The organism is Paenarthrobacter sp. NPDC090522 (assembly GCF_044769225.1).
Classification (GTDB): domain Bacteria; phylum Actinomycetota; class Actinomycetes; order Actinomycetales; family Micrococcaceae; genus Arthrobacter.
The window spans coordinates 39,811-65,690 of sequence record NZ_JBIVXL010000007.1; the positions used below are offsets into that span (position 1 = coordinate 39,811).

26 protein-coding genes are annotated in these 25,880 nt (G+C 64.3%); 23 read left to right on the forward strand and 3 right to left on the reverse strand.

All coding sequences use genetic code 11. From position 1 onward, the window contains the following. Nucleotides 1-96 precede the first annotated feature (96 nt). From ACIQT2_RS10550 to ACIQT2_RS10560, 3 genes are read left to right on the forward strand one after another with little or no spacing between them, the layout of a single operon-like run. Nucleotides 97-1,092, forward strand: a complete 996-nt coding sequence (locus tag ACIQT2_RS10550; RefSeq protein ID WP_402946119.1) for a Gfo/Idh/MocA family protein — start codon at nt 97-99, stop codon at nt 1,090-1,092. A 48-nt stretch (nt 1,093-1,140) separates the two neighbouring features. Further along, entirely contained in the window at nt 1,141-2,433 is a 1,293-nt protein-coding gene (locus tag ACIQT2_RS10555; protein WP_402946120.1) for a DUF6379 domain-containing protein, read from the forward strand. 21 nt (nt 2,434-2,454) lie between these two features. Then, nucleotides 2,455-3,936 (forward strand): DUF6379 domain-containing protein, encoded by a 1,482-nt coding sequence (locus tag ACIQT2_RS10560; RefSeq protein WP_402946122.1) that lies wholly within the window; start codon nt 2,455-2,457, stop codon nt 3,934-3,936. A gap of 93 nt (nt 3,937-4,029) precedes the next feature. On the opposite strand, the gene ACIQT2_RS10565 is transcribed toward ACIQT2_RS10560, so the two are convergent. Then, complete coding sequence (locus ACIQT2_RS10565; RefSeq protein ID WP_400336719.1) at nt 4,030-4,977, reverse strand: LysR family transcriptional regulator; 948 nt, start codon at nt 4,975-4,977, stop codon at nt 4,030-4,032. 196 nt (nt 4,978-5,173) lie between these two features. Between ACIQT2_RS10565 and ACIQT2_RS10570 the strand changes: the two genes are divergently transcribed. The 14 genes from ACIQT2_RS10570 to ACIQT2_RS10635 are packed head-to-tail and all read left to right on the forward strand — an operon-like array spanning nt 5,174 to nt 17,874. Beyond that, nucleotides 5,174-6,460 carry an ABC transporter substrate-binding protein gene (locus ACIQT2_RS10570; RefSeq protein WP_402946124.1) on the forward strand — a complete coding sequence of 429 codons (1,287 nt, stop codon included), beginning with the start codon at nt 5,174-5,176 and terminating at the stop codon, nt 6,458-6,460. A gap of 55 nt (nt 6,461-6,515) precedes the next feature. Further along, nucleotides 6,516-7,475: a carbohydrate ABC transporter permease gene (locus ACIQT2_RS10575; protein ID WP_397326174.1), complete on the forward strand. Its 960-nt coding sequence runs from the start codon at nt 6,516-6,518 to the stop codon at nt 7,473-7,475. A gap of 2 nt (nt 7,476-7,477) precedes the next feature. Then, on the forward strand, nt 7,478-8,314 hold the full coding sequence (locus ACIQT2_RS10580; RefSeq protein WP_397326172.1) for a carbohydrate ABC transporter permease: 837 nt from the start codon (nt 7,478-7,480) through the stop codon (nt 8,312-8,314). 2 nt (nt 8,315-8,316) lie between these two features. Continuing rightward, complete coding sequence (locus ACIQT2_RS10585) at nt 8,317-8,688, forward strand: nuclear transport factor 2 family protein (protein WP_402946126.1); 372 nt, start codon at nt 8,317-8,319, stop codon at nt 8,686-8,688. A 30-nt stretch (nt 8,689-8,718) separates the two neighbouring features. After that, nucleotides 8,719-9,495: a TIM barrel protein gene (locus tag ACIQT2_RS10590; RefSeq protein ID WP_402946128.1), complete on the forward strand. Its 777-nt coding sequence runs from the start codon at nt 8,719-8,721 to the stop codon at nt 9,493-9,495. Continuing rightward, entirely contained in the window at nt 9,492-11,054 is a 1,563-nt protein-coding gene (locus ACIQT2_RS10595) for a GMC oxidoreductase (protein WP_402946130.1), read from the forward strand. Before ACIQT2_RS10590 ends, ACIQT2_RS10595 begins: the two co-directional genes overlap by 4 nt. A 51-nt stretch (nt 11,055-11,105) precedes the next feature. Next, complete coding sequence (locus tag ACIQT2_RS10600) at nt 11,106-11,495, forward strand: DUF6379 domain-containing protein (protein WP_402946132.1); 390 nt, start codon at nt 11,106-11,108, stop codon at nt 11,493-11,495. Continuing rightward, complete coding sequence (locus tag ACIQT2_RS10605; protein ID WP_402946134.1) at nt 11,495-12,598, forward strand: sugar phosphate isomerase/epimerase family protein; 1,104 nt, start codon at nt 11,495-11,497, stop codon at nt 12,596-12,598. Before ACIQT2_RS10600 ends, ACIQT2_RS10605 begins: the two co-directional genes overlap by 1 nt. Nucleotides 12,599-12,616: 18 nt before the next feature. Next, a complete protein-coding gene (locus ACIQT2_RS10610) occupies nt 12,617-13,654 on the forward strand; it encodes a sugar phosphate isomerase/epimerase family protein (protein ID WP_402946136.1) in 1,038 nt (345 codons plus the stop codon). 11 nt (nt 13,655-13,665) lie between these two features. Further along, the gene (locus ACIQT2_RS10615) at nt 13,666-14,436 is read left to right on the forward strand and encodes a nuclear transport factor 2 family protein (protein WP_402946138.1); all 771 of its coding nucleotides are present in this window, start codon (nt 13,666-13,668) and stop codon (nt 14,434-14,436) included. 8 nt (nt 14,437-14,444) lie between these two features. Further along, nucleotides 14,445-14,843: a DUF6379 domain-containing protein gene (locus tag ACIQT2_RS10620; RefSeq protein WP_400336728.1), complete on the forward strand. Its 399-nt coding sequence runs from the start codon at nt 14,445-14,447 to the stop codon at nt 14,841-14,843. Then, nucleotides 14,840-16,039, forward strand: a complete 1,200-nt coding sequence (locus ACIQT2_RS10625; RefSeq protein WP_400336729.1) for a Gfo/Idh/MocA family protein — start codon at nt 14,840-14,842, stop codon at nt 16,037-16,039. The genes ACIQT2_RS10620 and ACIQT2_RS10625 overlap by 4 nt, the downstream gene beginning before the upstream one ends. A 28-nt stretch (nt 16,040-16,067) precedes the next feature. Next, complete coding sequence (locus tag ACIQT2_RS10630; protein ID WP_402946141.1) at nt 16,068-17,072, forward strand: sugar phosphate isomerase/epimerase family protein; 1,005 nt, start codon at nt 16,068-16,070, stop codon at nt 17,070-17,072. Between the two features lie 19 nt (nt 17,073-17,091). Further along, complete coding sequence (locus ACIQT2_RS10635) at nt 17,092-17,874, forward strand: SDR family NAD(P)-dependent oxidoreductase (RefSeq protein ID WP_402946143.1); 783 nt, start codon at nt 17,092-17,094, stop codon at nt 17,872-17,874. A gap of 13 nt (nt 17,875-17,887) precedes the next feature. Here ACIQT2_RS10635 and ACIQT2_RS10640 read toward each other — a convergent pair whose 3' ends face one another. Further along, nucleotides 17,888-18,874, reverse strand: coding sequence for a restriction endonuclease subunit R (locus ACIQT2_RS10640; RefSeq protein WP_402946144.1), 987 nt, complete (start codon nt 18,872-18,874; stop codon nt 17,888-17,890). Between the two features lie 82 nt (nt 18,875-18,956). On the opposite strand from ACIQT2_RS10640, the gene ACIQT2_RS10645 reads away from it, so the two are divergent. Continuing rightward, nucleotides 18,957-19,379 carry a hypothetical protein gene (locus ACIQT2_RS10645; RefSeq protein WP_400336733.1) on the forward strand — a complete coding sequence of 141 codons (423 nt, stop codon included), beginning with the start codon at nt 18,957-18,959 and terminating at the stop codon, nt 19,377-19,379. Here the strand turns inward: ACIQT2_RS10645 and ACIQT2_RS10650 are convergent. Then, entirely contained in the window at nt 19,376-20,641 is a 1,266-nt protein-coding gene (locus ACIQT2_RS10650; RefSeq protein WP_400336734.1) for an ROK family protein, read from the reverse strand. The genes ACIQT2_RS10645 and ACIQT2_RS10650 overlap by 4 nt on opposite strands. A 108-nt stretch (nt 20,642-20,749) precedes the next feature. On the opposite strand from ACIQT2_RS10650, the gene ACIQT2_RS10655 reads away from it, so the two are divergent. The 5 genes from ACIQT2_RS10655 to ACIQT2_RS10675 all read left to right on the forward strand — a co-directional run bounded on the left by ACIQT2_RS10655 (nt 20,750) and on the right by ACIQT2_RS10675 (nt 25,859). Beyond that, entirely contained in the window at nt 20,750-21,802 is a 1,053-nt protein-coding gene (locus ACIQT2_RS10655; RefSeq protein WP_402946146.1) for a Gfo/Idh/MocA family protein, read from the forward strand. Beyond that, the gene (locus ACIQT2_RS10660) at nt 21,799-22,593 is read left to right on the forward strand and encodes a hypothetical protein (protein WP_402946148.1); all 795 of its coding nucleotides are present in this window, start codon (nt 21,799-21,801) and stop codon (nt 22,591-22,593) included. The genes ACIQT2_RS10655 and ACIQT2_RS10660 overlap by 4 nt, the downstream gene beginning before the upstream one ends. A 92-nt stretch (nt 22,594-22,685) precedes the next feature. After that, the gene (locus tag ACIQT2_RS10665; RefSeq protein ID WP_400336737.1) at nt 22,686-23,702 is read left to right on the forward strand and encodes a VOC family protein; all 1,017 of its coding nucleotides are present in this window, start codon (nt 22,686-22,688) and stop codon (nt 23,700-23,702) included. Between the two features lie 154 nt (nt 23,703-23,856). After that, the gene (locus tag ACIQT2_RS10670; protein WP_402946150.1) at nt 23,857-24,837 is read left to right on the forward strand and encodes a fumarylacetoacetate hydrolase family protein; all 981 of its coding nucleotides are present in this window, start codon (nt 23,857-23,859) and stop codon (nt 24,835-24,837) included. Nucleotides 24,838-24,848: 11 nt separating this feature from the next. Continuing rightward, nucleotides 24,849-25,859, forward strand: a complete 1,011-nt coding sequence (locus ACIQT2_RS10675) for a cyclase family protein (RefSeq protein WP_402946152.1) — start codon at nt 24,849-24,851, stop codon at nt 25,857-25,859. Nucleotides 25,860-25,880: the final 21 nt, after the last annotated feature.

The window sequence follows — 25,880 nt, forward strand, 5'->3', positions numbered from 1 at the left end:
TGCCTTGGGATGACTCCGCCATTGCTTATGTCTGAAAAGAACATTAGAGTGTTCAAAACAAGACTAAGTAAGCCGTGTAGCTGAGGAGAACCCCTAATGACGCGTCCATCGCTGAGGGTTGGCATCTTCGGGACTGGAAGCATCGCCGAGCGGGCCATGGTCGAGCCTTCTGCCCTGGTCGATAAGGTCCAAGTGGTAGCCGTGGGGTCCCGCGAGCCTGAACGGGCACGGGCGTTCGCCGATCGTTTCGGAATCCAGTCGGCCGGTGACTACGCCAGCGTCATGGCCGATCCCGACGTCGATCTTGTGTACGTGGCGCTGCCGCCCACCGTTCACGCGCAATGGGCGGTGGCTGCCCTCCAAGCCGGAAAGCACGTGCTCTGTGAGAAGCCGCTCTCCGCAAACGGTACGGGTGCCAAAGCCATCGCGGATGCTGCGTCGGCCCACGGCCGCTCTGCCTTCGTCGGCTTCCACTACCGGCTCCACTCCTTCACCCGGCGGCTCCTGGAAGTCATCCGGTCGGGACAGCTCGGAGATATCCAGGATGTCGGGATCGACTTCAGCATCCCCCATTTTGTGGTCAAGCCGGGCAATATCCGTTTGAACGGTGCCCTGGGCGGTGGCGCCGTTATGGACGTCGGCTGCTACGCGATTGATCTGTTTCGTGCGGCATGGGGTGAGGCGGAGGTGGTTTCGTCCACCTCCAAGCTCTACGACGACGATCCTCGCGTCGATATGGAGACCGACTTCGTGCTTGCTTTCACGTCCGGTATCAAGGCCCGGGTCCGGGCGTCCTTCCTTGGCGATGACAAAGGGCGGATGTCACTGGATATCGTCGGCTCCAACGCATCGCTGCGCGCTACCAGCGTGATCGTTCCCCAGTGGGGCGCTACGCTCCGCGTCACAGCCGGCGACACGGTGCTCATCGACGAAAAGGCTTCCGAAGGGGAATCGAGTTATGTAGCGCAGCTTGAGCACTTGGTGGAGGTGCTCGGCGCGGGCGCCCCGACGCCGCTCGGTGCCGCCGACGCCACAGCCACCATGGCACTCGTCGACGACGTCTACCGGGCTTCGGGGCTCCAGCCCCGCTGAGCTTGACCAGCGGATTTTCCTACCTGTAACCAGAGAGAAAGAGCAACGATGCTTCTCGAGCGAGACCTTATCCAAGCCACCGGCTTCCGCAATGTCCGCGACGGCGACCGGATCACCGGGTTCCAATTCCGGGTGCGGATGCCCTCCTACCGCGGCATGGCTGCATCCCTGATCGACGGCATTGCCGTCCGCGTGGGCAACCTCGTGGATGTACCTGCTGACGTTCCGTCGTGGACCCTGCAGGGCAAGACGCACACGCTGCAGGAACTCTGGGCCAGCGAGGGCGTGCGCTGGCAGTTGGATGAGGCCGCCACTGTAACGGTTCCCCTTGAGGGAGGGCTGCCCCAAGGTGTCCACGAACTCCAGATCGAGCTGAAGCTGCGCATGTCCTACATTCCCTTGGAACACCAGCCCTCGGTTTACCGGGAATCCCGGTGGATCACGCTTGGCCCCGAAGGCGGGGACGGCGTGTTCCGCTATGGCGTGTCCCTCTACAGCTTTATGCACGACTTCGGTACGGTCCTGGACCTGGAAACGGCGTTGGCGGCCGTGGCAGATACCGGGGCCACCGGCGTCGAAATCCTGGGCGAGGGGCATGTACCCGGCTATCCGGAACCCACCCCCGAATGGATCGACCAGTGGTTCAGCCTGCTGGAGAAGTACCCCCTTGAGCCCACCAATTACGGCTCCTGGATCGATACGAGGCTCCGTCCTGGCGCGGCCATGACTGCCGAAGAAGGGGCCGCGGCGCTGCAACGCGATCTCCGCTTGGCCAACCGACTGGGCTTCGGCTTCGTGCGGCCCAAGATCGGCGTGGTCTCCAGTGACCTGATCCCGGACCCCATCTGGACCGAATCCGTGGAGCGCTCGCTGGACCTGGCCCACGAGCTGGGTGTGGTGATCTGCCCGGAAATCCACTCGCCGACTCCCATCAAGCACCCGGTGGTGGACGACTACATCAACCTGATCGAGCGCACGGGGACCAAGAACTTTGGCCTGTTGATCGATACCGGTATTTTCCAGGACCGGCCCATTCCGCTGCGCGCCGGCGAGACGCGGGAAACACGTCCGGCGTTCCTTGATGGCATTGGCGTGGACCCCGCCGATTTCGCCGACGTCGCGAAGTACGTGGTGTTTGTCCAAGCCAAATTCCACGACATTGACCAAAACCTTGAGGACCAGCAAATTCCGTGGCGCCCCGTGCTCAAGGCGCTGAAGGACTCGGGTTACGACGGCTACCTGTCCAGCGAATACGAGGGCGAACGGACTCCGTGGCGCTCCATCGAGCAGGTACGCCGCCAGCATTCACTCATCCGCACCATTGCCGCCGAACTAGCCTGACCCCCACAGCAAGGACCCAAGATGCCCAACGGACTCATCCAAGAAGACAGCCTCCGTGCACACCCGGACGGCCTCGCGCTATCGCTGACACTGCCCTGGTACCGGAGCCTGTGGTTGTCCTCGGTTTCCACACTGAAACTCACGGTGGATGGCGAGGAAGTGCCGCAAGAGGACCTCTCCCTCCAGCTGGGTGGAAAGACGTATTCGCTGACCGAACTGCCGGCCCAGTCGGAAACGCTCTGGTTCCTGCAGGAACATCCGCGCTTGGTTGCCCGACGCCCGATCCCGGTGTCCCCGGGCGAAAAGCATACGGTGCAGATCCTTGGCGAACTTCGCCTCCCGTACATGCAGATTGCGCCGGGCCAGGACGGCGGACCGGGAATGTACGTGCCGAACTTCGTTAACCAGACGCTGGAACTGACAGTGGTGGACGCGGACGCGCCGGCACCGGAAACCACGACGGCGGTCACCCCGGCGCCGCCGAAAGCGGACGAAGACCCGTTCCACCTGGGGCTGACGCTCTACTCGGCCAGCGCGGAATTCCGGGCCGGCTGGTACGACTTTGACGGCTTGCTTAACCGTGTGGCGGAACTGGGCATTGGGCCGGGTATCGAAATTGTTGCCTCCCAGGTGCTTCCGGCGTACCCGGAGGTCAGCGACGACTTCGTACGGTCCTGGCAGGCTGCGTTCGACAAGCACGGCTTCGACGCAAGCTCCTTCGGCGCCAACCTGGACATGGGACGGCGGCGGGACCGGGACATGACCCCGGACGAAGAGTACGAGTTCACGGAGACGCTCTTCCATGGAGCAAAGAAGCTCGGTTTCCCGCTGGTGAGGATCCAGAGTGCCAAGCCTGCCCTGCTCCGACGGCTGCTCCCGCTGGCAGAGCAACTCGAGCTTAAGCTCGCCTACGAGATCCACGCTCCGCTTGGCCCGAACTCGCCGGACATCATGAAGGTCCGGGACGTGTACGCGGAACTGGATTCACCGTTGCTGGGCTTCGTGGCGGACTTCTCTTCCACCATGCACAGCATGTCGCCCACGTTGCTCCGGGCCGTTTCGAGGGCGGGCCTCGATGGGGAAGCGCTGGAACGCCTTCAAGCCGTCTGGGCAACGGATGCCTCCATGCGGGAACGCCAGGAGGAGTTCATTGGCTACCTCCGCAGCCGCGGATTCGACCCCGCGAGGCTTGGCTCGTTCGCCCACCTTGCCTTCAACATGCACGGCCACGTCAACCCGCGCGAATGGGCAGACATCATGCCGCAGATCATGCATGTCCACGCCAAGTTCTATGACATCGACGAGCACGGCAACGAGCCGGCCATCGACTACCCGGAACTCGTCAGGGTGTTCGTGGAGGGCGGCTACCGTGGCTACTGGTCCAGTGAATGGGAAGGCCATGCTTTCGCAGAGTTGGGCGAAGTGGATCCGTTGTTGTTGGTGCGGAAGCAGCACGACCTGATCCGCCGCAGCATGCGGGCTGCAGTAACCGCTGCGGTCTAACGCCGCGGCCTCTCAACGCAGACGTCAAGCCTGGCCGGATTTCCGGCCAGGCTTGACGTGCTGGCCCTGAGCCTGGATCCGGCCGCCGCCAGGTCAGGCGTCGGTGCCGGCGTCAGTTGCGGAGGCTACGATCGCCGCGGCCTCCTCGAACAGTCCCCGCATCCAAATGTGCTCCGAGTCCGCGTTGTGGACGGGGTGCCACCACAGGGCGTTAACCAGGGGAGTTGCCGGGAACGGCAGCGGGAGGACCCGAACGCCGCCGAGCCGCCGGGCGATCGGGGCCAACGCCGCCTGGATCAGCCCGATCCTGTTGGTGCCGGCCACAAAGTGGGGGAGTGCCTGGAAGCTCTCCACCACTACCTCCACCCGGGGCTCGATGCCCAGTTGTTGGATCTGCCGTTCCGCGGACGTGAAGGCGGAACGTGATTGGTAGGTCATCACCCAGGGCAATTGGGCGATGTTGTCCATGGAGACGGCCTCGCCCACCTCCTGGTTGCTCTCGGAAACCACGGCCAGCCAGTCGTCGCGCCAGAGGTCCACGAAGGGCAGCCCTGTGAGGATGCCGTGCGGGATCACCATGCCGTCCGCGGCCCGGAGGCGGTTGGCTGCGTCCTCCACCACCACGGGGTTGTGGAGCATGAAGCGGAAACGGACGCCCGGAGCGCGCTCAGCGGCTAGCTCCGAGACCACGCGGCCAACAGTGGTGAAGCCGTAGTCCGAGCCATAAATGGAGAACTCCCGGGCTGATTCGTTGGGCTCCCAACTGGCCTGGCTCTCGAAGACCCGGCGGGCGGCGTCCAAGGCCATGGTGGTGTGCTCGGCGAGGCGCAACGCAAAGGGCGTGAGCTCGTAGGTGTTGCCGCGGCGGGCCAGGATGGGATCCCCGAAGTGGTTGCGCAGGCGTGCGAGCGAGGCGCTCAAGGCGGGTTGGCTCAGGTGCAGGCGCTCTGCTGCGCGGGTCACGCTGCGCTCGGTGATCAGGGCATCCAAGGACGTGAGCAGGTTGAGATCAAGCCTGGAGAGCAGGGAGTGGTCCGTCACAACGGGCATCCTTCGAGTCGGGGCCGGGGGCGTCTTTCCGCCTGATGAGGGCGCAGCACGTTCATCTTAACTCAGAGCAGCGGGACTTATGTGCGGTATCCGAAATACTTATGTGTCTTTCTGGCAGATGCCATGCATACTGGTGAGTGACCGGGGTCACGGACCCCGCCAGACAAAGAAGTCAGAAAGGCTGAACATGACACAGCACCGCTTCCGGGGACTCAAGCTCGGCGTCCTCGTTATCCCAACCGCTGCTGCACTCGCACTCACAGGCTGCTCGAACTCCGCGTCGACGGGCAGCAACGGAGGTTCCAAGGAATTCTCCTTGACGTTCTCCACCTCCAACACCATCGAAAGCCCCTTCCAGAAGCTGGGCGAGCAGTACATGGCTGCACACCCGGACGTGAAGATCACGTTCAACGCACAGCCCAACGATTCCTACGACCAGACGGTCCGAACCCAGCTGCAGGCAGGCAACGCCTCGGACGTCATTGTTACCTCTCCCGGATCAGGCACCGGCCGGAGCATCCTCCCCCTTGTGGAAGCGAACTTCCTGGAACCCCTGGACGATTCGGCGAAGAACCTGGTTCCGGTTGGAAGTGAGGCGCTGTTCGGCAAGGACGGCAAGGTCTACGGCCAGGCCGCCGAGATGACCGTTGTTGGCTTGGTGGTGAATGAAACCGCGGCCAAGGCCTCAGGTGTTGCAGACTTCCCCACCGACTTCGCAGGGCTGGAAAAGCAGTGCTCCACGCTCAGCTCCGCCAACAAGTCCTTCTTCGCCCTGGCCGGCTCTGCCGCACCGAATACGGGCTTGATGGCGATGTCCCTTGCCGCGTCCCGCGTGTACGCAGAAGACCCCAAGTGGAACGAAAAGCGGTCCGGCAACCAGACCAAGTTCGCCGACTCCCAGGGCTGGAAGGACTCCCTCGAGGCAGTCAAGAAGCTGAACGACGCAGGCTGCTTCCAGAAGGGTGCGGCCGGTGCAGGCTTCGACGCCATCACCAAGGGCCTGGCCAGTGGCACCTCAGTTGCCGGCTTCGTACCCGCTCCGTCGTGGAAGCAACTTAAGACCGCCGCCGCTGATTCCGATTTCGTAGTTCGTGCGCTTCCGTCCGAGCAGAGCTCAGACAAGGGCTTTGTCTACGCCAGCGCCAACTACTCCTTCTCCATCAACGCCGCCTCCAAGAACAAGGACGCAGCCAAGGCGTTCCTCGATTGGGCAGCCCAGCCGGAGCAGACCAAGGCTTTCGCCGAGATCGACGGCGCCCTTCCGGTCAGTGGCCTGGATACCTATGACTACGCTTCCGGCGCCTACAAGAACGTGGGCGACCTTATCAAGGACGGAAAGTACGGTCCGCTTCCCAACAGCCAGTGGCCCAACTCTGCTGTCTACGACGCCCTCGCCACCGGTGTCCAGGGACTCCTGACCGGCCAGAAGTCTGTTGACCAGGTCCTGCAGGCCATGGATTCGGCCTGGGGCTAAGCCGGATTCCCACCATCACCGTTCGCTCTACTCCAAGGGATAAGCAAGGATTACCATGACTGCGACGATGCAATCCAAGACCGAAGCAGCTGACGCTTCCCGGCGAGGCAAGCGCGCTCCGGGGACGGTCCGAAAGGTCCGTTCCCGGGGTGGCTCCCTGCAGTTCGGACACTGGTGGTGGGCCCTCCCGGGCATTGCCCTGGTGATTGCCATCCACTATGTGGCAACCGGCATCGGTGGCTACTTCGCCTTCACCAACTGGACCGGCATCGGATCCTTCAAGGTAGTGGGACTGGCCAACTTCGAAGCCATCTTCAAGGACCCCACCAAACTGGGCGCCTTGATGAACACCCTGTTCCTGGCTTTTTCCTCGGTCTTCATCGGCAACGTCGCGGGCCTCGTCATCGCCCTGGGCCTGAACCGGGTGCTGAAGACGCGCTACATCCTCCGTACCTTGTTCTTCATGCCCGTGGTGCTCAGCCCCCTGGCGACGGCCTACATCTGGAAGTACATCTTCGACTTCGATGGGCCCATCAACGTTTTCCTCAGGTCCATCGGTGCGGAGGACCTCGCAAAGCCGTGGCTCGCAGACCCGCAGTGGGCCATCTGGACGGTTCTGATCGTGCTGGTCTGGGGTTCCACGGGGTTCGCGATGGTGATCTTCATGGCGGGGCTGGCCAGTGTCCCGGTGGAAATCGAGGAAGCCGCCGCCATTGACGGCGCCAACCTGTGGCAGCGCTTCTGGAACGTGACGCTTCCAGCGATCCGTCCGGCCGTGGCAATCGCCACCACGCTCGGCATCGTCCAAGGGCTCCGGGTCTTCGACCCCATCATGGCCCTCACCGGTGGCGGTCCCGCCGGTGCAACCGAAACGCTCGCCACGCAGGTTTACAAGCAGGCCTTCGCCCTCGGAAACTTCGGTGGCGGCGCGGCACTGGCCCTGGTGCTCGCAGTCATCATCCTGATCTTTGCCGTCATCCAGCAGCGGCTGACCCGCTCCAACCCGGAGGACTGACCATGTTCCGCTACACGAAACTCACCCTTCTCCGCGAAATCGGGTTGTGGGCGCTGGCCCTGCTCTTCCTTTCCCCGTTCTACTTCCTGGTGACCACGGCCTTGAAGCCCAGCAGCGAGATCTACACGACGTCGCCGCTGGCACCGCCGTCGAACCCTGACTTCAGCAACTTCACTGCGGTCTTGACCGCTTCCGGCAACTCCAATGTGGTCCTGGGCCTGGTGAACAGCGTGATCATCACCGCAGGCAGCATCCTGGGCCTCATCGCCCTGGGGTCGATCACCGGCTACGTCATCTCCCGGCACACCCGCCGCTGGAGCAAGCTTGCCTACTACCTTTTCCTTGTTGCCATCATCCTCCCGGGACAGCTCGGTGCGGTTCCCCTGTACATGGGCGCCCGTTCCCTGGGCCTGACCGGCTCGGCCTGGGGTTTGATTGTCCTCTACACCGGAATGCTGCTGCCGCTCTCGATCTTCCTGTACGCCAACTTCTTCCGTGGGCTCGGTACCGACTACGAGGAAGCCGCCACCATCGACGGTGCCAGCAAGACCCAGATCTTCTCCAAGGTGGTCTTCCCCATGATGGCCCCGGCAACGGGAACGGTAACGATTTTCGCCGGCCTGATTGTGTGGAACGACTTCTTCACCTCGCTGATCTTCCTGGGCGGTTCCAGCAACCAGACGCTGCCGGTGGCCATGTACTACTTCATCGGCTCCCTGGTGTCCCAGTGGAATTCCATCTTCGCGATCGTGATCGTGTCCATGATCCCTATCCTTGCCCTCTTCCTTTTCGCCCAGAAGCGCTTCATCCAAGGCTTCTCCGGCGGCCTGAAGGGCTAGCGGTGACGGACAACCGCGCCGCCTTCGAAAAGTTCGTGGACGTTTTCTACACGAAGAAGAGGGTCCGCGAAGCCTTCGACTTCCTTGTGGCGGAGAGCTACGTCCAACACAATCCGAACATTCCGGACGGCCCGGAAGCTGCGATCACGGCGCTCACGCCCAAGTTCGACGGTTCGCCGGACGCTCGCTTCGACATCCAGCGGATCCTCGTGGACGGCGATCTCGCCATGGTCCATGTCCGCGCCTCACACCCGGGCCGGCCGGATGCCGCGGTGGCTGACATCTACAGGTTCGCCAACGGCAGGATCGTCGAGCACTGGGACGTGCTCCAGCCGGTCCCGGCCGACGCAGTCCATGGCCACCCCATGTTCTAGAAACTCACTCATAAGTCACAGGAGACAACCATGTTCCAACTTGCGCCGAATATTGACCTTTTGTTCTCTGAAGCAGGCGAAAGTGCTGCCGAACGCGTCCGCGCCGCAGCATCAGCCGGCTTCGACGCCGTCGAAATGTGGGGCCCCAGTACCAAGGACATCCCGGCCCTCAAAGCCGCGCTGCAGGAAACCGGCATCCAGCTCACCGCCCAGCTCGCCGAGCCGCGCATGCAGTTCATGATCCCGCCGAAGAACCACGAACCGTTCTGTGAGGGACTGGATGCCGGGGTGAAGGTTGCGCAGGAACTCGGTTGCCCGCGCATCGTTGTGGGAAGCGGAACCGGCTTCGGTGGCCGGAAGCGCCAGGACCAGTTGGATGAGCTCATCGAGATCTTCACCAAGGGCATCAAGCACATCGAAGGCTCCGGCATCACGCTCGTACTCGAGCCGGTGAACATCCGCGTGGACCACCCCGGAGCCCTCCTGGATCGCACCTCGGAGGCTGTCTACGTTGCCCGCGGCGTTGACTCGGCCAATTTCGGCATTCTCTACGACCTCTACCACTCCACGGTGGAGGGCGAGGACGTGGCCGCGGAACTGGCGAACGCAGGTGATTTGGTCAAGTACGTGCAGATCGCCGATGCGCCAGGCCGTGGGGAACCCGGCTCCGGTTCCATCGACTGGACAGCCCGCCTGAACGACCTGGAGGCCAGTGGTTACGCCGGACCGGTCGGACTCGAGTATTACCCGACCATCGATTCCGCGAAGTCGGTGCGCCGTATCCAGGAATTGGTGGCTTCGCGGTGAGCCAACGTTCCTACCCGGCATCGGTTGATGTCGCGATTGTGGGGAGTGGTCCGACGGCTTCCGCCTACGCCCGCATCCTGAGCGAGGAGGCGCCCGGCGCCAGCATCGCCATGTTCGAGGTGGGCCCCACGGTCAGCAACCCACCCGGCGCCCACGTCAAGAACATTGCGGACCTGGAACGGAGAACCGAAGCCCAGCGGGCTTCTGAAGGCCCGGGCGCCGGAGCCGCAACAGTCAACTCCCCGGGTGCAGTCAAGGCTGGCGAAAGGCGTGCGCGGCCGGGAACCTACCTGCTCAGCGAGGGGTACGCGTTTCCGGGCGAAGACGGCCTCCCGGTGGCCGCGATGTCCAGCAACGTCGGTGGCATGGGTGCCCACTGGACCGCTGCCTGTCCACGTCCGTCCGGCAAGGAGAGGATCGACTTCGTCCCGGACATGGACGGGCTGTTCGAGCATGCCGAGCGTCTCCTGGGCGTCACCACCCACGCTTTCGACGGCGCCCCCTTCTCCGACATCGTCCATGACCGCCTCGCCGCGGCGGTGGACGAGGGCCGGGACCCGGCAACCAGAGTCCAGCCCATGCCGCTTGCCGTCCACCGCGAAAGGGATGGCCGCCTCCTCTGGTCGGGAGCCGACGTCGTGATGGGTGAGGCGACCCGGAAGAACCCGCGCTTCGGGCTTTTCGACGAGTCTCTGGTCACCAAAGTGACGTACGACGGCGGAACGGCCTCGGGAGTGGAAGTCCAGGACCGCCGCACTGGCGCGAGTCACCGGGTGGCCGCCCGCTTCGTGGTGGTGGCTGCTGATGCCTTGCGGACTCCACAGTTGCTGTGGGCTTCGGGTGTCCGGCCGGAGGCCCTGGGGCGGTACCTTAACGACCAGCCGCAGGTGGTGTTTGCCAGCAGGCTTGAAGGTGTGACGGGCGCCGAGCCGGCGGAGAACCAGCCACAGGGCGGGTTGTCCCAGCAAAGCGGTGTCGCTTGGGTGCCCTACACGGATGACGTACCCTTCCACGGCCAGATCATGCAGTTGGACGCCTCGCCCGTGCCGCTGGCGGACGATGATCCCGTGGTGCCCGGATCGATCGTGGGCCTGGGCCTGTTCTGTGCCAAGGACCTTCAGCGGGACGACCGCGTTGCCTTCGATGACGAGGTCCTGGATGCCTACGGAATGCCGGCCATGCGGATCCACTACCGCCTGACGGATGCGGACCACGACGTGATCGAGCGGGCAAAGACGGAAATCGTCCGCTTGGGTCAGGCGGTGGGTCGCCCGCTGGATGAACGCCCCTTCGTGCTGCCGCCGGGCGCATCCCTCCATTACCAGGGATCGACGCGAATGGGATGGGAAGACGACGGCGAAAGTGTGTGCTCGCCGGACAGCGAAGTGTGGGGAGTCCGTGGCCTGTTCGTTGCAGGCAACGGAGTGATCCCCACTGCGACCGCATGCAACCCGACCCTCACCGCCGTGGCACTGGCCGTCCGGGGTGCGCGCAGGATCGCCGAAGAGCTTGAGACCTCTTTACTTATGTCGGAAACAGACAATAGAATTACGAAATAAGGAAAAAGTCCTTTCGGGTGTTGATGCCCGGAGGCAAGACAAGGAGTCCCGATGATTGCCGACCGCATGATCGAGCAAGGAACACTCACCGCGGAAGGCGGCCGCACCGCCGTCGAAGTCCGCATCCCTTGGTACCGGGCGTTGCCGGGTTCGTGCATTGCCGGGGCAGCCCTCACCATCGACGGTGTGGCTGCTCCTGAGGATTCGCTCCGCTGGACCATGAACAACCGGACCTTTAGCTTCGCGGAGCTCGTGGAGGAAACAGGGGAGTGGTGGTACCCGCTCGATTCCGCAGTCCTTTCCGGTGAGCTTCCGGTGGATGCGGCGGCTGAGCACGAGGTCCGCGTGGACCTGAAGCTCTACATCCCCTACATCATCACCGACCACGGTGTGCTGCACATCGAAGAAAACGACACCAAGACCATGAAGGTAGGACAGTGATGACCGGCCTCGGCACTCCCATCCAGGGCGTAACGCTCTACAGCTTCACCCGCGCTTTCCACGGCCGGCAGTACGACCTCGACGGCCTGATCCGCAAGGTGGCCGCTGAGGGCTTCGGCCCCGGCCTGGAAATCATCGGCTTCTCCAGCCTTCGCGGCTTCCCGGACCGGATCGATGACTCTTTCGTGGGCCACTTCCGCGACCTCGTGCAGGAAGTGGACCTGGTTCCCACTTCCCTGGCCGTGAACGTGGATACCGGCATCCGCAGGGACCGCTTGATGAACCACGACGAGCTCGTGGAGTACATGCGCAAGCAGATCGAGGTTGCTTCGCGCCTCGGCTTCCAGATCGCCCGCGTCCAGATCTCGCTGACCCCGGATGCCATGGAAAGCCTGCTGCCGGTAGCCGAGAAGTACGGGGTGACGCTGGCACTGGAAGTCCACGCCGACCAGCACGGCGCCCACGAGCGGGTGCTTGCCCTCCGCGACCGCTACGAGAAGCTCAACTCTCCGCTGCTCGGATTCACCGCCGACTGGGGTGCGACGGTCACCGGCTTCGCGCCCTCCCTCATCGAGGCCTACCGCCGGCGGGGAGCTTCCGAAGAGCTGCTCCAGCAGGTGGTGGATCTCTGGAACGGCTTCTACGCAGAAGGCCCGCCCAACACCCAGAAGGTCCATGGCGAACGCTTTGGCGCCTTCATTGGCCTTGCCGCGCGCAACGGCCGGCCGGATCTCGGCATCGACTTCGCCATCAACGGAACCGGACTCTTCGGCCCCGCTCCGATCGATACGTGGTTGGAAATCATGCCGTTCGTCAAGCACGTGCACGGCAAGTTCTTCGGCATTGACCAGAACGGCGAGGAACCCTCCGTCCCGGTGCGCGACCTGGTTCGCCAACTCGTGGGAAACGGCTACTCCGGAGCGATCTCCAGCGAATACGAAGGCTGGCACTGGAACAACTGGGAAGACCCCTTCGAGATCATCCGGGGCGAGCAGGCCGTCCAGCGCTCCGCTGCCGCCAACGCCGGCTCGGCCATGGTCACCGATCCCGCAGAGGCCCGCCGCATCCTCAACAGCCACCTCGCCCAGCCGGTCCTCGGCTAGAAGAAACGGATACACATTATGTCTAACGGCATCGCAGGCTCGGGCATCGAGCTTGGCATCACCCTTTACTCCCTGACCTCCGAATTCGCCGCCGGCCTCTACACGCCTGAGACGCTCATCAAGGCCGTCGCCGACGAAGGCCTGGGTCCCGGCGTCGAATTCAACATCGCGCAGATGCTGCGCACCTACCCGGACGTGGACGAGGACTTCGTCAAGCTGTGGCGCGACAGCATGGACCGCTACGGCCTGACCCCCAGCGCCGTCGGCACCAACCTGGACATGGGCCGGCGCAAGGACCGGGACATGACCCCGGACGAAGAATTCGAGTTCTTCGCACGCCAGCTCAACACCGCCAACACGCTCGGCTTCAACAAGATCGTGATCCGTTCCGCGGGCAAGGAACTGCTCCGCAGGCTCCTGCCGTTGGCCGAGAAGTACGACCAGAAGCTTGGGTATGAGATCCATGCTCCGCAGGGACCCAACGACCCCAAGATCCTCCAGATCCGCGAGATGTATGAGGAACTCGACAGCGAGCGGCTGGGCTTCACCGCCGACTTCAGCTCCACCATGCACAGCCTTTCGCCCACCCTGTTCCGCACGCTGACACAGATGGGCCTGCCAAAGGAACACTTCGCGGTAATGCAGGACATCTGGCGCAAGCCGCTGCCCATGCAGGAGCGCAACCAGGAGTTCGAGGACTACCTCCGCTCCAACAACTTCGATCCCGCGCAGCTTGGACCCTTCACCCGCCTTGCCTTCAACATGCATGGACTGGTGGCACCGGAGGAATGGCTGGACATCATGCCCCAGATGTTCCACGTTCACGCCAAGTTCTATGACATCGATGCGGACGGCAACGAACCCGCCATGGACATCCCGCGGATCGTCCGGCAGTTCGTCAAGGGTGGCTACACCGGCTTCCTGTCCAGCGAATGGGAAGGACACGCGTTCGCCGATCTGGGCGAGTCCGATCCGATCGAGCTGGTGAAGAAGCAGCACGCCCTCATGCGCCGCGCCATCGAAGAGGCCCGTGCCACCGACTCTGTTTCAGCATAGGAAGGCCTGCGATGCCGGCAATCGACACGGATCTTACCGCTGAGATCCAGCAACTGCGCGAGGAACTCAGGGAAGCGCAGCGCTTGGCCCGTCGCGCCACTGACCGGGGCGACATCGAGAACCTCTTCAACAGATACATGTACCTGCACAATGCCTTCCAGGACGAACAGATTATTCCTTTGTGGGTGAAGCCAGGCACTCCCGGAATCCGCGCCCGCTATACCAACGCGGGGCAGTACACGGACTACGAAAGCGTCATCCGGTACCACCAGGGACGCCCCAATCCGGTGGGCAACCTGATCCTGCACTACACCACCACTCCGGTGATCGAAGTGGCGGCAGATGGCGAGACTGCCAAAGGCGTGTGGATCATGACGGGCAACGAGTCAGGCCTGACGGACCCCGAGGTGGCCAAGGAAAGCCCGGACTACATGTACTCGCCGGGCGAAGTGCAAGGCAAGAAGGTCTGGGCCCACTGGGTCTGGTGCAAGTACGCCGTGGACTTCCTGCGCCAGGACGGCGAATGGAAGATCTGGAAGTTCCGCTGCTACGAGCTTCTCCGTGCTCCCTTCGAGGAGAACTGGATCAGTTTTGCCGAAAAGAACCAGCACGCGTTTGCCCTGGACCTCATGTACTTCGGCGACGACGGCAAGCCGGTCTTCATGCCTCCGGCGGACGAGCCCGTCCCGGCGGAGTACCACCCGTACAGCCCCTCGGCGCGGCAAACACTGGAACCGCAGCCGCCGGTTCCGCACCAGACCTTCGTAGAGACTTTTGAGTAAGGATCATCATGGCAACCCACAACTCCCTGTTCCAGGACGCTGACGTCCGCCGGCACCCCGAGGGCATTTCTGTTTCCGTGCAGTTGCCCTGGTACCGCAGCCTGTGGCTGTCCGCCGTCGACGACGTTGCTGCCACCGTAAACGGCGTGGAAATCCCCACGTCCGCACTGCGCTTCGAGCTCCAGGGCAAGTCCTACACCATCGCCGAACTCCCGGATCAGTGGGAGACCCTGTGGTTCGTCGCTGATAAGCCGGAGATCATTATCCCGCTTGACCGCGTCCCCGAAGCCGGTGAGGAGATCGACGTCGAGGTTATCCTCACGCTCCGCCTGCTGTACATGCAGATCGCCCCCATGCGCTACGTCGGCAACCGCGTGGCCGTGGACCGCAAGGTAGTGCTCGCATGAAAAAGCTCCGGGTGGCCATGATCGGCTACGGCTTCATGGGTGCGGCGCACTCGCAGGGCTGGCGCACGGCACCTCGGGTGTTCGACCTCCCGGCAGAAACCGAGATGGCCGTCATTGTGGGCCGCGATGCCGCCGCCGTCGCCAAGGCGGCCGGCAAATGGGGCTGGGCCGAATCGGCAACGGACTGGCGGCACGTCATTGCGAGGGACGACATCGACATCGTGGACATTGTCACCCCGGGTGACTCGCACGCGGAGATCGCCATTGCGGCTTTGGATGCCGGCAAGCACGTCCTGTGCGAGAAGCCGCTGGCCAACACTGTCGAAGAAGCGGAAGCCATGGCGGCCGCCGCTGAACGAGCCGCCGAAAAAGGCGTTAAAGCGATGGTGGGTTTTACTTACCGGCGCGTGCCGGCCGTGACCTTCCTGCGTCAACTCATCGCCGAAGGAGTGGTGGGACGGATCGCCCATGTCCGCGCTTCCTACCGCCAGGACTGGCTGGTTGACCCGGACATGCCCCTGGCCTGGCGGCTCCAAAAAGAACATGCCGGGTCTGGTGCCTTGGGGGACATCGGTGCCCACGCGATCGACCTGGTGGAGTTCGTGACCGGCATGGACGTGGAGCAGGTTTCCGGCGTTCTGGACACGATCGTGAAGCAGAGGCCCCTCCAGGGCAGCGGCACTGGTCTTTCGGGTTCCGGGCTCGCCGGCAAAGCAGCCGCAGGATACGGCCAAGTGACCGTGGACGACATCGCGATCTTTACTGGCAGGCTGGCGTCGGGCGCGCTCGCATCCTTTGAAGCCACGCGCTTCGCCACAGGCCGCAAGAACGCGCTGTCCATCGAGGTCTCCGGCGACAAGGGTGCTTTGGCCTTTGACCTCGAAGACCTCAACAGCATCCAGTTCTACGACCGCACGGCCCCCGCCGACCTGCAGGGCTTCCGCAAAATCCTGGTAACCGAGCCCGTCCACCCCTACGTCTCGGCGTGGTGGCCCGCCGGACACATGCTGGGTTACGAGCATGGCTTCTCCCACCAGGTGAAGGACCTGGTGGAAGGAATCGCCAGGAACACGGACCCGCACCCGACGTTCGCCGATGGGCTCAGGGTCCAGCGCGTCCTTGAAGCCGTGGAACGCAGCGCCGACAACGATTCCGTGTGGACCCGCGTGGCGGCAGACGTCCCAGTCAAGGCATAGGGCTTGCAAAAGCCTGGAAGGAGTTAACATGGCACGACCCATCACCCTGTTCACCGGACAGTGGGCGGACCTGCCGTTCGAAGAGTTCGCCCGGCTCGCTGGAGAGTGGGGCTACGACGGGCTTGAAATCGCGTGCTGGGGCGACCACCTGGACCCGTGGCGCTGGGATGACGACGCCTACGTCCAAGGCAAGCTGGACGTCCTGGAACGCAACGGCCTCAAGGTCTGGACCATCTCCAACCACCTCAAGGGCCAGGCCGTCTGCGATGATCCCATCGACCAGCGGCACAGGGACATCCTCCCGGACATCGTCTGGGGCGACGGCGATCCCGAAGGCGTGCGCCGCCGGGCCGCCGAGGAAATGAAGCACACTGCCCGTCTGGCGGCCAAGCTCGGCGTCAAGACGGTGACCGGCTTCACCGGTTCGGCCATCTGGAAATACGTGGCCATGTTCCCGCCGGCCAGCGAGAAAATGATCGACGCCGGGTACCAGGACTTTGCGGACCGGTGGAACCCCATCCTGGATGTCTTCGACGAGGTTGGCGTGCGCTTCGCCCACGAGGTCCACCCGTCCGAGATCGCTTACGACTACTGGACCACCCAACGCACCCTCGAGGCCATTGGGCACCGTGCGGCATTCGGCCTGAACTGGGACCCGAGCCACATGGTCTGGCAGGACATCGACCCGGTGGGATTCCTGTGGGACTTCAAGGACCGGATCTACCACGTGCACTGCAAGGACACGAAGAAGCGCCTCGGCAACGGGCGCAATGGCAGGCTGTCTTCGCATCTCGCCTGGGCCGATCCGCGGCGTGGGTGGGACTTCATCTCCACCGGTCACGGCGACGTGCCCTGGGAGGACGCCTTCCGGATGCTCAACGCGATCGACTACAACGGACCGCTGTCCGTCGAGTGGGAAGACGCCGGCATGGACCGCCTGGTCGGGGCACCGGAAGCGCTCGGCTTCGTTCGCAAGCTCTCCTCCTACCAGCCCTCCGCCGCGGCCTTCGACGCCGCCTCCAGCACCAAATAACCACATAAAGGGGAACCACATGCGGCTGCGCAAGCCCAGGCTCGAAGGCAAAACCGCCGTTATCACCGGCATAGCCAGCGGCCAGGGCCGCGCAGCCGCTTTGGCGTTCGCGGAGGAGGGGGCGGTCGTCGTCGGCTGCGACATGGACGACGACGGCGCTGCCGCCACCGTGGACATGGTGCTCGAAGCGGGCGGCCAGGCCAGCAACACCCGCGTGGACCTGACCGACGATGCCGCCGTCGCGGACTGGGCCGGCTACATCGCTAAGACTCACGGCCAGGTCCACATCCTGTACGCCAACGCCGCCGCCACGCGCTTCGCGCCTGTGGACCAGATCTCCTTTGCGGACTGGCAGTGGAACGTGGCCCACGAGCTGGATGTTGTTTTCCTGCCTGTGCGGCACTTCTGGCGGCAGTTGGCAGCGGCCGGAAGCTCCGCCGTCGTGCTTGTTGGCTCCACTGCCGGCGTCACCGGCTCGGTGACCAACGGGCGCCTTGCCCACACCGCCACCAAGGGCGCCGTGGTGGCCATGACCAAGCAATTGGCCGCCGAAGGTGCCCCGCTGGGAATCCGCGTCAACGCGGTCAGCCCCGGCATGATCCGGACGTCGGCCACCGAAGGCGACCTCCTGGCGCCGGGGCATCCCATGAACGCCATCGCAGAACACATTCCCCTGGGGCGCGTCGGCACACCCGATGAGGTGGCCCGCTGCGCCCTCTTCCTTGCCTCCGATGAGGCCTCCTACGTCACAGGCGCCAACCTGATGATCGACGGCGGCTGGTCCGCCGTGCTGCCAGGCTGACGCCCGCGGCGGGTTAGGCGAGCGACTTCGCTGCCAGCGCCAGGTGCCGGCGGGTCATTTCGGAGGGATCGTCCCGGAGCCACTCATGGCCGCCCCATTCGCTGGTCAGCGTGCCGGTGAATCCCTCCTGGGCCAGAAGATGGCCCAGCTCCTCGATCGGGCCGGACACCCGTTGATCCGCATCGTCCAGATCCCAGAACTTGAGGTGGAATCCGCCCACCAACGGGAGGATTTCCTTCAGGTCCGCGGCGTCGCTTCGCCCGAACCGGATCAGCAGGTTCATGAACAGGGTATGGATACGCGGGGGAACGGTCCCTGACTGGAGCGCAGCCATGATGGCGTCGTTGGTGGCGGGGTCCTTCCATTCAGACTCCAACCTGCTGCAGAGCACGGGCGAGACTCCGCCGCGCGCCAGTTCGTCCAGATAGCTGACCGGGAGGGCGGGCATCAACATGCTGATGTCCACCAGCACCCGGATGCGGGGGTCGTCGAGCGCTGCGATGTGGTCCAGCGCGGGCTGGACGCGTGGATTCCGCGGGTCTTGCTGCCCTTGGATTTCCTCGAACAGCACCAAGTCCAGATCGTGCAGCAGGGGTTGGACGAGCCCAAGCAATTCGGGTCCGGCTTGCCCGATCGGGAGGCGCACGCCGGTGGCACCAACCCGCCGGGCCGCATCGAACTGGGGGACGAGGAACTCCAGCCGCTGACCCGTAGTGCGGCGTTCCGTCGTCGCTGTGTAGTCATCCAGGCTGCAGCCGAGAATGCTGACCCGGCCACCAGCCGCTTTCAGTGCTTCCCGGAAGGCGTCGACTTCGAGGTCCTGTGGTGCGGGAAAACTCCGCCAGAGGGAACCTGGTTCGACTTCCACAACATCGGCAACGCCGGAGGCGGCGATGTCGGTGACGATGTCTTGCGGGGTCCGTTCTGCCTTGATGATGTCCGGCGTCCAGTTGAAGGAGCTCGCGGCCAGCGTCCAGCTGGCAGGCAAAGAGGCTTCCATGATGGGCCTTTCCAAATATGCGTCTTAGTGACAAACTTATGTCAGTTTCAGACAAAAAGACCATGGAGTCAAGGAGTGTGTGATGTTGCAGAATGCCCTGCGCGACGATGCGTGGAGTAATACGACCGAAGGCCACGAGCTGCGCGTCGGACTGCCGTGGATCCGTTCCATGCCGCTGTCCAGTATTGCGGGCCTTGCTGTGGAGGTTGACGGGCAGCCCGTTGGGGAAGAGCTCCGCGTACGGCTTGGTGAACGGGAAGTGCGGCCGGACACGCTGGCCGCAGAGCCCGGCTGGTGGTTCATCCAGGACCGGCTCGTGCTGGTTTTTCCAGGAGCAGTCTCCGCCGCGCCCGGGCGCCCGCGCAGGGTGTCCGTGGACTTTGAACTGATGGTTCCGTACTTGCAGGGCGGGGGAGGGGGCCCGCTGGTCCTCCCGTTCCACCTTGAAGCCAACCTGCGGACTACGCAGGCTCCGGTCGCGGGAGTTTCCCGCGACGTCGCTTAGCCAGCTCCCAGGGTCCTGACCGGCCCCGGCTTGCCCTGGGCGAACCAGCGCGGGAAGGTCACCTCGAAAAGCTGCTCGCGGGCCAGCTCCACGCCACCCCGGAGGGGTTCGCGTTCGTCATTGACGGACAGCAGGATCCGCAAGTCCCTCGTGGCAAGGGGCAGCGACAGCTCGTAGACCCGCTGCCGCACCTCGGCGAGATACACCTCGCCGGCAGAGGCCATAGCGCCGCCGATCACGATGATTCCGGGGTTGAACATGTTGACCAGTGCCGCAATCGACTCGCCAACCACGCGCGCGGAGCTCTGCAGGAGGCGGACTGCCAGGCCGTCGCCACTGATGGCTGCGAGGGCGATGCCTTCGGGGGAGAGAGTGTTGCCCTTTTCCACGGATGTGGCGAGGGGGCCGGTGGCGCCTTCCTTGATGGCGAGCTCGGCGTCGCGGATCAGGGCCCAACCGCCGGCCACCGCCTCGAGGCAGCCAACTTTGCCACAGCGGCACAAGGCGTCGGAATCGGGCACGCGGACATGGCCGATGTCTCCGGCCGCACCGTTGGCGCCACGGTGGATGCGGCCCTGTGAGAGCAGTCCCGCGCCGATGCCGGAGCCGATCTTGCAATAGATCAGGTCCGCGTAGGCATCCCGGCGCCGCGCCCGTTCGCCCAAGGCCAGCAGGTTGACATCGTTGTCCACCCAGGCGGGGGCATCGAACCGTTCTTCGAAAGGAGTTCGGATGTCATAGCCGTTCCAGCCGGGCATGATGGGGGGCGCCACGGGCTGTGCGCTGTCGAAGTCCACCGGGCCTGGAACGCCAACCACAACCGACCATACTGGCTTGTCTCCGGCGTCCTTGAGGAGGTCGTCCAGGAGTTCCATGGCGGCCTTCAAGGTTTCCTCGGGCCCGCGGGCGATGTCCCACTCGCGGTGCCGCTGTTCCACGATGTCTCCATCAAGTTCGGAGTACCCCACGCGGATATGGAGGGCGCCGAGTGCGCACACGATGATGCGGCCGCGCTCCGATTGGAAGCGGAGGGTCCGGGGTGCCCGGCCACCGGATGACGCGCCGAATTCGCCGTCGCCCAGGAAGCCCATCTGGATCGCCTGGTCCACCCGCTGGGTGACTACACCGCGACCCAGGCCGGTGACCCGGCCGATTTCCGGTCGGGTGGTGGCTTCTCCGGTTCTTACGAGGTTGACGATGCGAAGCAGGCTGGTGACTTCGTCTGTTTGGGCGCCGAACCGGAGGGTCGAATCTGTGGTCATACCTCCAGATTGTTCCACAGTAACGGCACTATGGTGCGGAAATCCGCAACTATAGCCAGAAATGCAATCACTTATGGATAATACTGACAAAAGAAGGGAGATGAAGGCGTGAACATAGGGTTTCTGGGCGCCGGGCCGGGCGTCACCGCACTGCATCTTCCCACCGTCAGGCGGCTGGGCGAAGGTTTCCGGGTAGCCCATATCGCGGACGGAGGGAGCGGCAGGGCGCAGGCGCTCGCGGAACCGCTGGGTGCCCGGTGGTCATCGGGTGATCACGAACTGCTGGCCGATCCCGACGTGGACGTTGTGGCCATCTGCACGCCACCGTCCGAGCATGAGCGGCAAATCCTGGCCGCGGTTGCCGCGGGAAAACGCGCCATCTTTTGCGAGAAACCACTTGCCGTCACCCGGGAAGCGGCTGCCGCCGTCGTCTCTGCCTGCCGCGAAGCCGGCGTCATCCTGCTGGTCGGCACCAACCATGCCCATGATCCGGGCTGGGCGCAGGCCCGCGAGGTGCTCAAGCAGCATGGGCGGCCCCTCCAATCCATCGCCGTCACTCTGGCGCTTCCTCCCAACCGCCGCTACCACCAAGTGGTGTATGACGGTGGTCCCTTCCCTTCTCCTTCCCGGGGAAGGCCAAATACCGGCGATCCTGCCGTGGCGGCAGGCATCGTGCAGCAATTGCTGACGGGGCTGGCCATCCACGACCTCCCGGCCATCCGGCATTTCGCACCGGTCCTGGAGCACATCCAGTACGCCCGCTTCGTTCCGCCGATCGGCTACGCCGTAGGCTTCAAAGCCAGTGGCGTCAGCGTCCAACTGGTCCTCACCATGCTCCCGGAAGGGCCGGACTCCCTCTGGCGCATGACCTTCTCCACTGCCGATCTCAGGCTGGATCTGGACTATCCGCCACCCTTCGTCCACGCGGGCAGCGGAGCGGTCACCGTCCATAACGGGGATGGTTCCGTCGCCCGCTTTCCGCAATCCCTGCAGGACGGCTACGAGGCCGAGTGGCAGTTGTTCGGGGAGTTGATGGCGGGAACGTGTCCGGTCGATTACGGGCAGATCCTGGCGGACGCCCTGTATCCGATCGACGTGGCAGATGCCGTCTTCGCCACCATGTTTACCGAAGTGCAGCCATCCACGGGAGTCCATCCATGAGCCCGGTTTTTCCCGTCGTCGCCTCGCACGCACGCTATCGGGCCGCCGTGGCCGAACTTCCGCGTAGTACCTGGCACGCTGAAACTGCGCACGGTGCCGTGGTGGTGATCCCCGGGGAGGGAGCCTGGTGGGAGGAGCTGTTGGAGGCCCAAGCGGCCGGCGCGTCAGCCGTCGTCGTAAGTCATCCGCAAAGTATTCCGGCCTCGGCGCAAGCCGGGCTGGTGGGCATCCCCGTCGTCGTCGAACGGCCGCACCTGCGGGCGGACGCGGCCGCCGAGGCCGTACGACGGCGGCAGGAGACTCCCGCCACAGTGGTCACCGTTGAGAGCGCAGCTCCCTCCGGTGACCTTGACCCGGTCCTGCGCGACGGCATCCGGTGGGCTGAAGTGCTCGCCGGTGGACCCCTCCAGGCCGTCAGCGGGGCCATCCCGGCCGAAGGCGGCATGGCGTTGCTCGAAGCCAGGCCACCAATGGCACCGGACCCCGTGCCGGTGACGGTGCTGGCTACGGTGCTCGGGCGCACTGCGCGGACCGGGCTGCTCCGCGTGACCGCCTTGGGAGAAGTCCGCACCGTGGTGGAGTCGGACGGGATGGGGCTCGAGAACAGCCTCACCACCAGCACTGAAAGCGGATCGACGCACGCTCCGGTCCGCTATGAAGGGTCCGCCCGGCTGGCCCTTCGCCGGGCCATGGAAGCTGCCTCAAAAGGTGCCGTGCTGCCGGACCTTGGCGAGCTGCTGGCAGACCAGCTGGTCGTCGCCGGGCTGCGTCAAGAGCATAAGCAAGGCTGATCTTCGGCATAGGCAATATCGTCTTCCCTGATGTGCCAGTGCGGCCGGAGACTTGATGTGAACAGCTTCACAGAACACCGAAAGGATCGAAGATGATCAAGCTTCTCTCCCACCTCTCCTACGTGGCCATCACCACTCCCGACGTCGAAGCCTCCGTCGACTTCTACGTCAAGCAGGTGGGACTCAAGGTTGTTGACCGCGTGGACGGCGCCGTTTACCTGCGCTGCTGGGGCGACTACTACCGCTACAGCGTGGTGGTGGTTCCCGGCACCGAGCCTGCCCTGGAAACCATGGCATGGCGTACTTCCAGCGCGGAAGCCCTCGAAGAGGCGGCCCGGCGCATCGAAGCCGCGGGCGTCGCCGGTGAATGGATCGACGGGCACGGCATCGGTCGGGCGTACCGCTTCACGGGTCCGTGGGGCCACAGCATGACCCTCCACTGGGACGTCACCCGCTACCAGGCCGAGGGCAGCGAACTCTCCACCTACCCGGACCGCCCTGCCCGCCGAAGCATGGTTGCCGGCGCGCCCCGCCAGTTGGACCACGTGACCATCGCAACCTCTGATGTTGACGGATTCGCCAAGTGGTACAACGACGTCCTCGGCTTCCGCATCATGGCCCGCACCGTCCTGGACGAAGCTCCGATTTCGGTGTTCTCCGTGCTGACCACCAACGAGAAGTCACACGACTTGGGCGTCGTGCTGGACGGTTCCACCCGTGCAGGCCGCATTAACCACTACGCCTTCTGGGTGGACACCCGCGAAGAACTGCTGATCGCCGCGGACACCCTGATCGAGAACGGCGTGCCGATTGAGTACGGCCCCTCCATCCACGGCATCGGCGAGCAGAACTTCCTCTACTACCGCGAACCGTCCAGCCTCCGCATCGAGCTCAACACCGGTGGCTACCGCAACTATGTCCCGGACTGGGAGCCCAACACCTGGACCCCGTCCCTGGGCTCGAACAACATGTACCGCAACGGTGCCATGCCCATGTCCATGACCGAGTCCTTCCCGCCCGCCGATGGCCCGAGTGCTACCGAGGAAGGCGTGCCGGACGAGATCAAGGAAGCACTGTTCAACCCGTACGCCCGGCAGGGTCAGGGCTAGAAGAGGCAGCCCAGGGCTGGACAGCCAGGCAGCATCACCGGCGTGGGCATCCATGCCGGTGATGCCCGGTATAACCACAAATTGATGTACTTATGTCGAATTCTGACATTAAATGAGGGTGGGCCGAGGGCGGCCCGCGAGGGGAGTTACGTTCATGACGACGTCGTCAGACCACACCGGGATGGAAGCACCATTTGCCCTGGCCCGCTTCCGCGAGGGGCAAGCCGTTCGCTGGGGGCTGGTTGCCGGCGGGCGCATCCGGCCGCTGGAGGAGCAAGACCTCGGCAGCGGAGGCCTCAATGGGTTCCTGGCTGCACTGGACTGGGAGCGCCTTGAGAACCTCGCTGCGGAAGACGGTCCATGGGTCGCGTTGGACAGCGTGGTGCTGACTGCCCCCGTGGAACCCCGGCAAGTGCTGCAGACAGGCGCCAACTATCGGACGCACGTGATCGACCTGGTGGTGGCAGGACTGTCCAAAGACGATCCGCGCTCGCCGGAGGAGGCCCGCGAGTGGGCGGGCAAGATGATGGACGACCGCCAAGCCAACGGCGAGCCGTACTTCTTCATCGGGCTGCCGGCCTGCGTTGTCGGCGACAATGAACCCTTGGTCCTCCCGGCCTACAGCGAGAAGCACGACTGGGAGCTGGAACTTGCTGTCGTCATCGGAACCGAGGCATTCCGCCTCTCCAGGGCAGAGGCCATGGACCACGTTGCCGGCTACACGATCGTCAACGACATCACCACCCGAGACCTCGTCTTCCGCCGCGACATGAAGGAAATCGGAACCGACTGGTACCGCGGCAAGAACGCTCCCGGCTTCTTGCCTACGGGGCCGTTCCTGGTGCCGGCGAAGTTTGTGGATCCGTCCAAGCTCAAGGTCCGTTTGGAACTCAACGGCGAGGTCATGCAGGACGCCACTACCGACGACCTCCTCTTCGATATTCCTGCCCTGGTGTCGGCTGCTTCGCAGAACATGCCGCTGCTTCCGGGCGACCTCCTGCTGACCGGCAGCCCGGCCGGCAACGGAGCGCACTGGGGAAGGCTCCTCCGCGACGGCGACGTGATGACGGGCAGCATCCAAGGCCTCGGAACGCAGGTAGTGCGCTGCGTCGCCGAACAAACCGGCCAGGGATAAGGGCAGGAACCATGAACCTGGATCACGCTGAACTGCTGGAAAACCCCGCGTCGCTGGACCGCAACGACCCCGACGGCGAAATCTCCCGCCGAGGAAAGGCATACCGCAACTGGGGCCGCTGGGGCGAGGACGATGCCCTGGGGACCTTGAACTTCATCGACGCCGCGAAGCGGAAGCAGGCAGCCTCGCTGGTGCGCGACGGTGAGGTTGTTTCCCTCTCGCAACCCTTCGACATGAACGGTCCGCAAAAGGGCTGGCGCCGGCGCACCAATCCCGTCCACACCATGCTGGACACCGGAACGGATGCGGAACGCGGCACGCAGGGCTTCCCGCACGGCCTCGGCGGCGCAGACGACGTCATTTCCATGCCCCTCCAGTGCTCAACCCAATGGGACGGCCTGGGCCACATCTTCGACCACGGCAACGCGTGGAACGGTCGCCGTGCAGGAGACGTAGTAACGAGCGACGGCGACCTCGTCACCGGAATCGAGCACGCGGCGGCGTCTCCGGTCTCCCGCGGTGTCCTGCTTGACCTCGGCCGGCACCTTCAACCGGACACGGGCGAACTTCCCGACGGCTACGCGATCACCGCCGAGGACCTGGAGTCCTGCATCGCAGCCCAAGGCGCCACGAGCGCAGTTGGCCGCGGCGACATCGTCCTGGTGCGGACAGGCCAACTCAGCCGTGCGCGCCGCGAAGGCTGGGGAGACTACGCGGGCGGACCCGCCCCCGGGCTTTCCCTGACGACGGCGGGTTGGCTGCACCGCACAGAGATCGCCGCCATTGCCACGGACACGTGGGGCTTCGAGGTCCGTCCCAACGAGTTCGACGTTCCCGCTTTCCAGCCTCTGCACCAAGTGGTCATCCCGAACATGGGCCTGACCGTGGGCGAGCTGTGGGACCTGGATGCCTTGGCCCACACATGCCACGCACGCGGCCGCTACGGGTTCCTCCTGGTGGCAGCCCCGTTGCCCATCACCGGTGCGGTGGGTTCACCCATCAACCCCGTCGCCATCCTCTAACCAGTCCCAAGAACCAAGGGG

Coding starts and splice junctions, on each gene's coding strand:
- ACIQT2_RS10600 (WP_402946132.1), top strand. CDS start 11,106: ATGATTGCCGACCGCATGATCGAGCAAGGAACACTCACCGCGGAAGGC.
- ACIQT2_RS10660 (WP_402946148.1), top strand. CDS start 21,799: ATGAGCCCGGTTTTTCCCGTCGTCGCCTCGCACGCACGCTATCGGGCC.
- ACIQT2_RS10650 (WP_400336734.1), bottom strand. CDS start 20,641: ATGACCACAGATTCGACCCTCCGGTTCGGCGCCCAAACAGACGAAGTC.
- ACIQT2_RS10610 (WP_402946136.1), top strand. CDS start 12,617: ATGTCTAACGGCATCGCAGGCTCGGGCATCGAGCTTGGCATCACCCTT.
- ACIQT2_RS10635 (WP_402946143.1), top strand. CDS start 17,092: ATGCGGCTGCGCAAGCCCAGGCTCGAAGGCAAAACCGCCGTTATCACC.
- ACIQT2_RS10605 (WP_402946134.1), top strand. CDS start 11,495: ATGACCGGCCTCGGCACTCCCATCCAGGGCGTAACGCTCTACAGCTTC.
- ACIQT2_RS10560 (WP_402946122.1), top strand. CDS start 2,455: ATGCCCAACGGACTCATCCAAGAAGACAGCCTCCGTGCACACCCGGAC.
- ACIQT2_RS10640 (WP_402946144.1), bottom strand. CDS start 18,874: ATGGAAGCCTCTTTGCCTGCCAGCTGGACGCTGGCCGCGAGCTCCTTC.
- ACIQT2_RS10570 (WP_402946124.1), top strand. CDS start 5,174: ATGACACAGCACCGCTTCCGGGGACTCAAGCTCGGCGTCCTCGTTATC.
- ACIQT2_RS10675 (WP_402946152.1), top strand. CDS start 24,849: ATGAACCTGGATCACGCTGAACTGCTGGAAAACCCCGCGTCGCTGGAC.
- ACIQT2_RS10630 (WP_402946141.1), top strand. CDS start 16,068: ATGGCACGACCCATCACCCTGTTCACCGGACAGTGGGCGGACCTGCCG.
- ACIQT2_RS10555 (WP_402946120.1), top strand. CDS start 1,141: ATGCTTCTCGAGCGAGACCTTATCCAAGCCACCGGCTTCCGCAATGTC.
- ACIQT2_RS10620 (WP_400336728.1), top strand. CDS start 14,445: ATGGCAACCCACAACTCCCTGTTCCAGGACGCTGACGTCCGCCGGCAC.
- ACIQT2_RS10670 (WP_402946150.1), top strand. CDS start 23,857: ATGACGACGTCGTCAGACCACACCGGGATGGAAGCACCATTTGCCCTG.
- ACIQT2_RS10580 (WP_397326172.1), top strand. CDS start 7,478: ATGTTCCGCTACACGAAACTCACCCTTCTCCGCGAAATCGGGTTGTGG.
- ACIQT2_RS10590 (WP_402946128.1), top strand. CDS start 8,719: ATGTTCCAACTTGCGCCGAATATTGACCTTTTGTTCTCTGAAGCAGGC.
- ACIQT2_RS10550 (WP_402946119.1), top strand. CDS start 97: ATGACGCGTCCATCGCTGAGGGTTGGCATCTTCGGGACTGGAAGCATC.
- ACIQT2_RS10575 (WP_397326174.1), top strand. CDS start 6,516: ATGACTGCGACGATGCAATCCAAGACCGAAGCAGCTGACGCTTCCCGG.
- ACIQT2_RS10615 (WP_402946138.1), top strand. CDS start 13,666: ATGCCGGCAATCGACACGGATCTTACCGCTGAGATCCAGCAACTGCGC.
- ACIQT2_RS10665 (WP_400336737.1), top strand. CDS start 22,686: ATGATCAAGCTTCTCTCCCACCTCTCCTACGTGGCCATCACCACTCCC.
- ACIQT2_RS10625 (WP_400336729.1), top strand. CDS start 14,840: ATGAAAAAGCTCCGGGTGGCCATGATCGGCTACGGCTTCATGGGTGCG.
- ACIQT2_RS10645 (WP_400336733.1), top strand. CDS start 18,957: ATGTTGCAGAATGCCCTGCGCGACGATGCGTGGAGTAATACGACCGAA.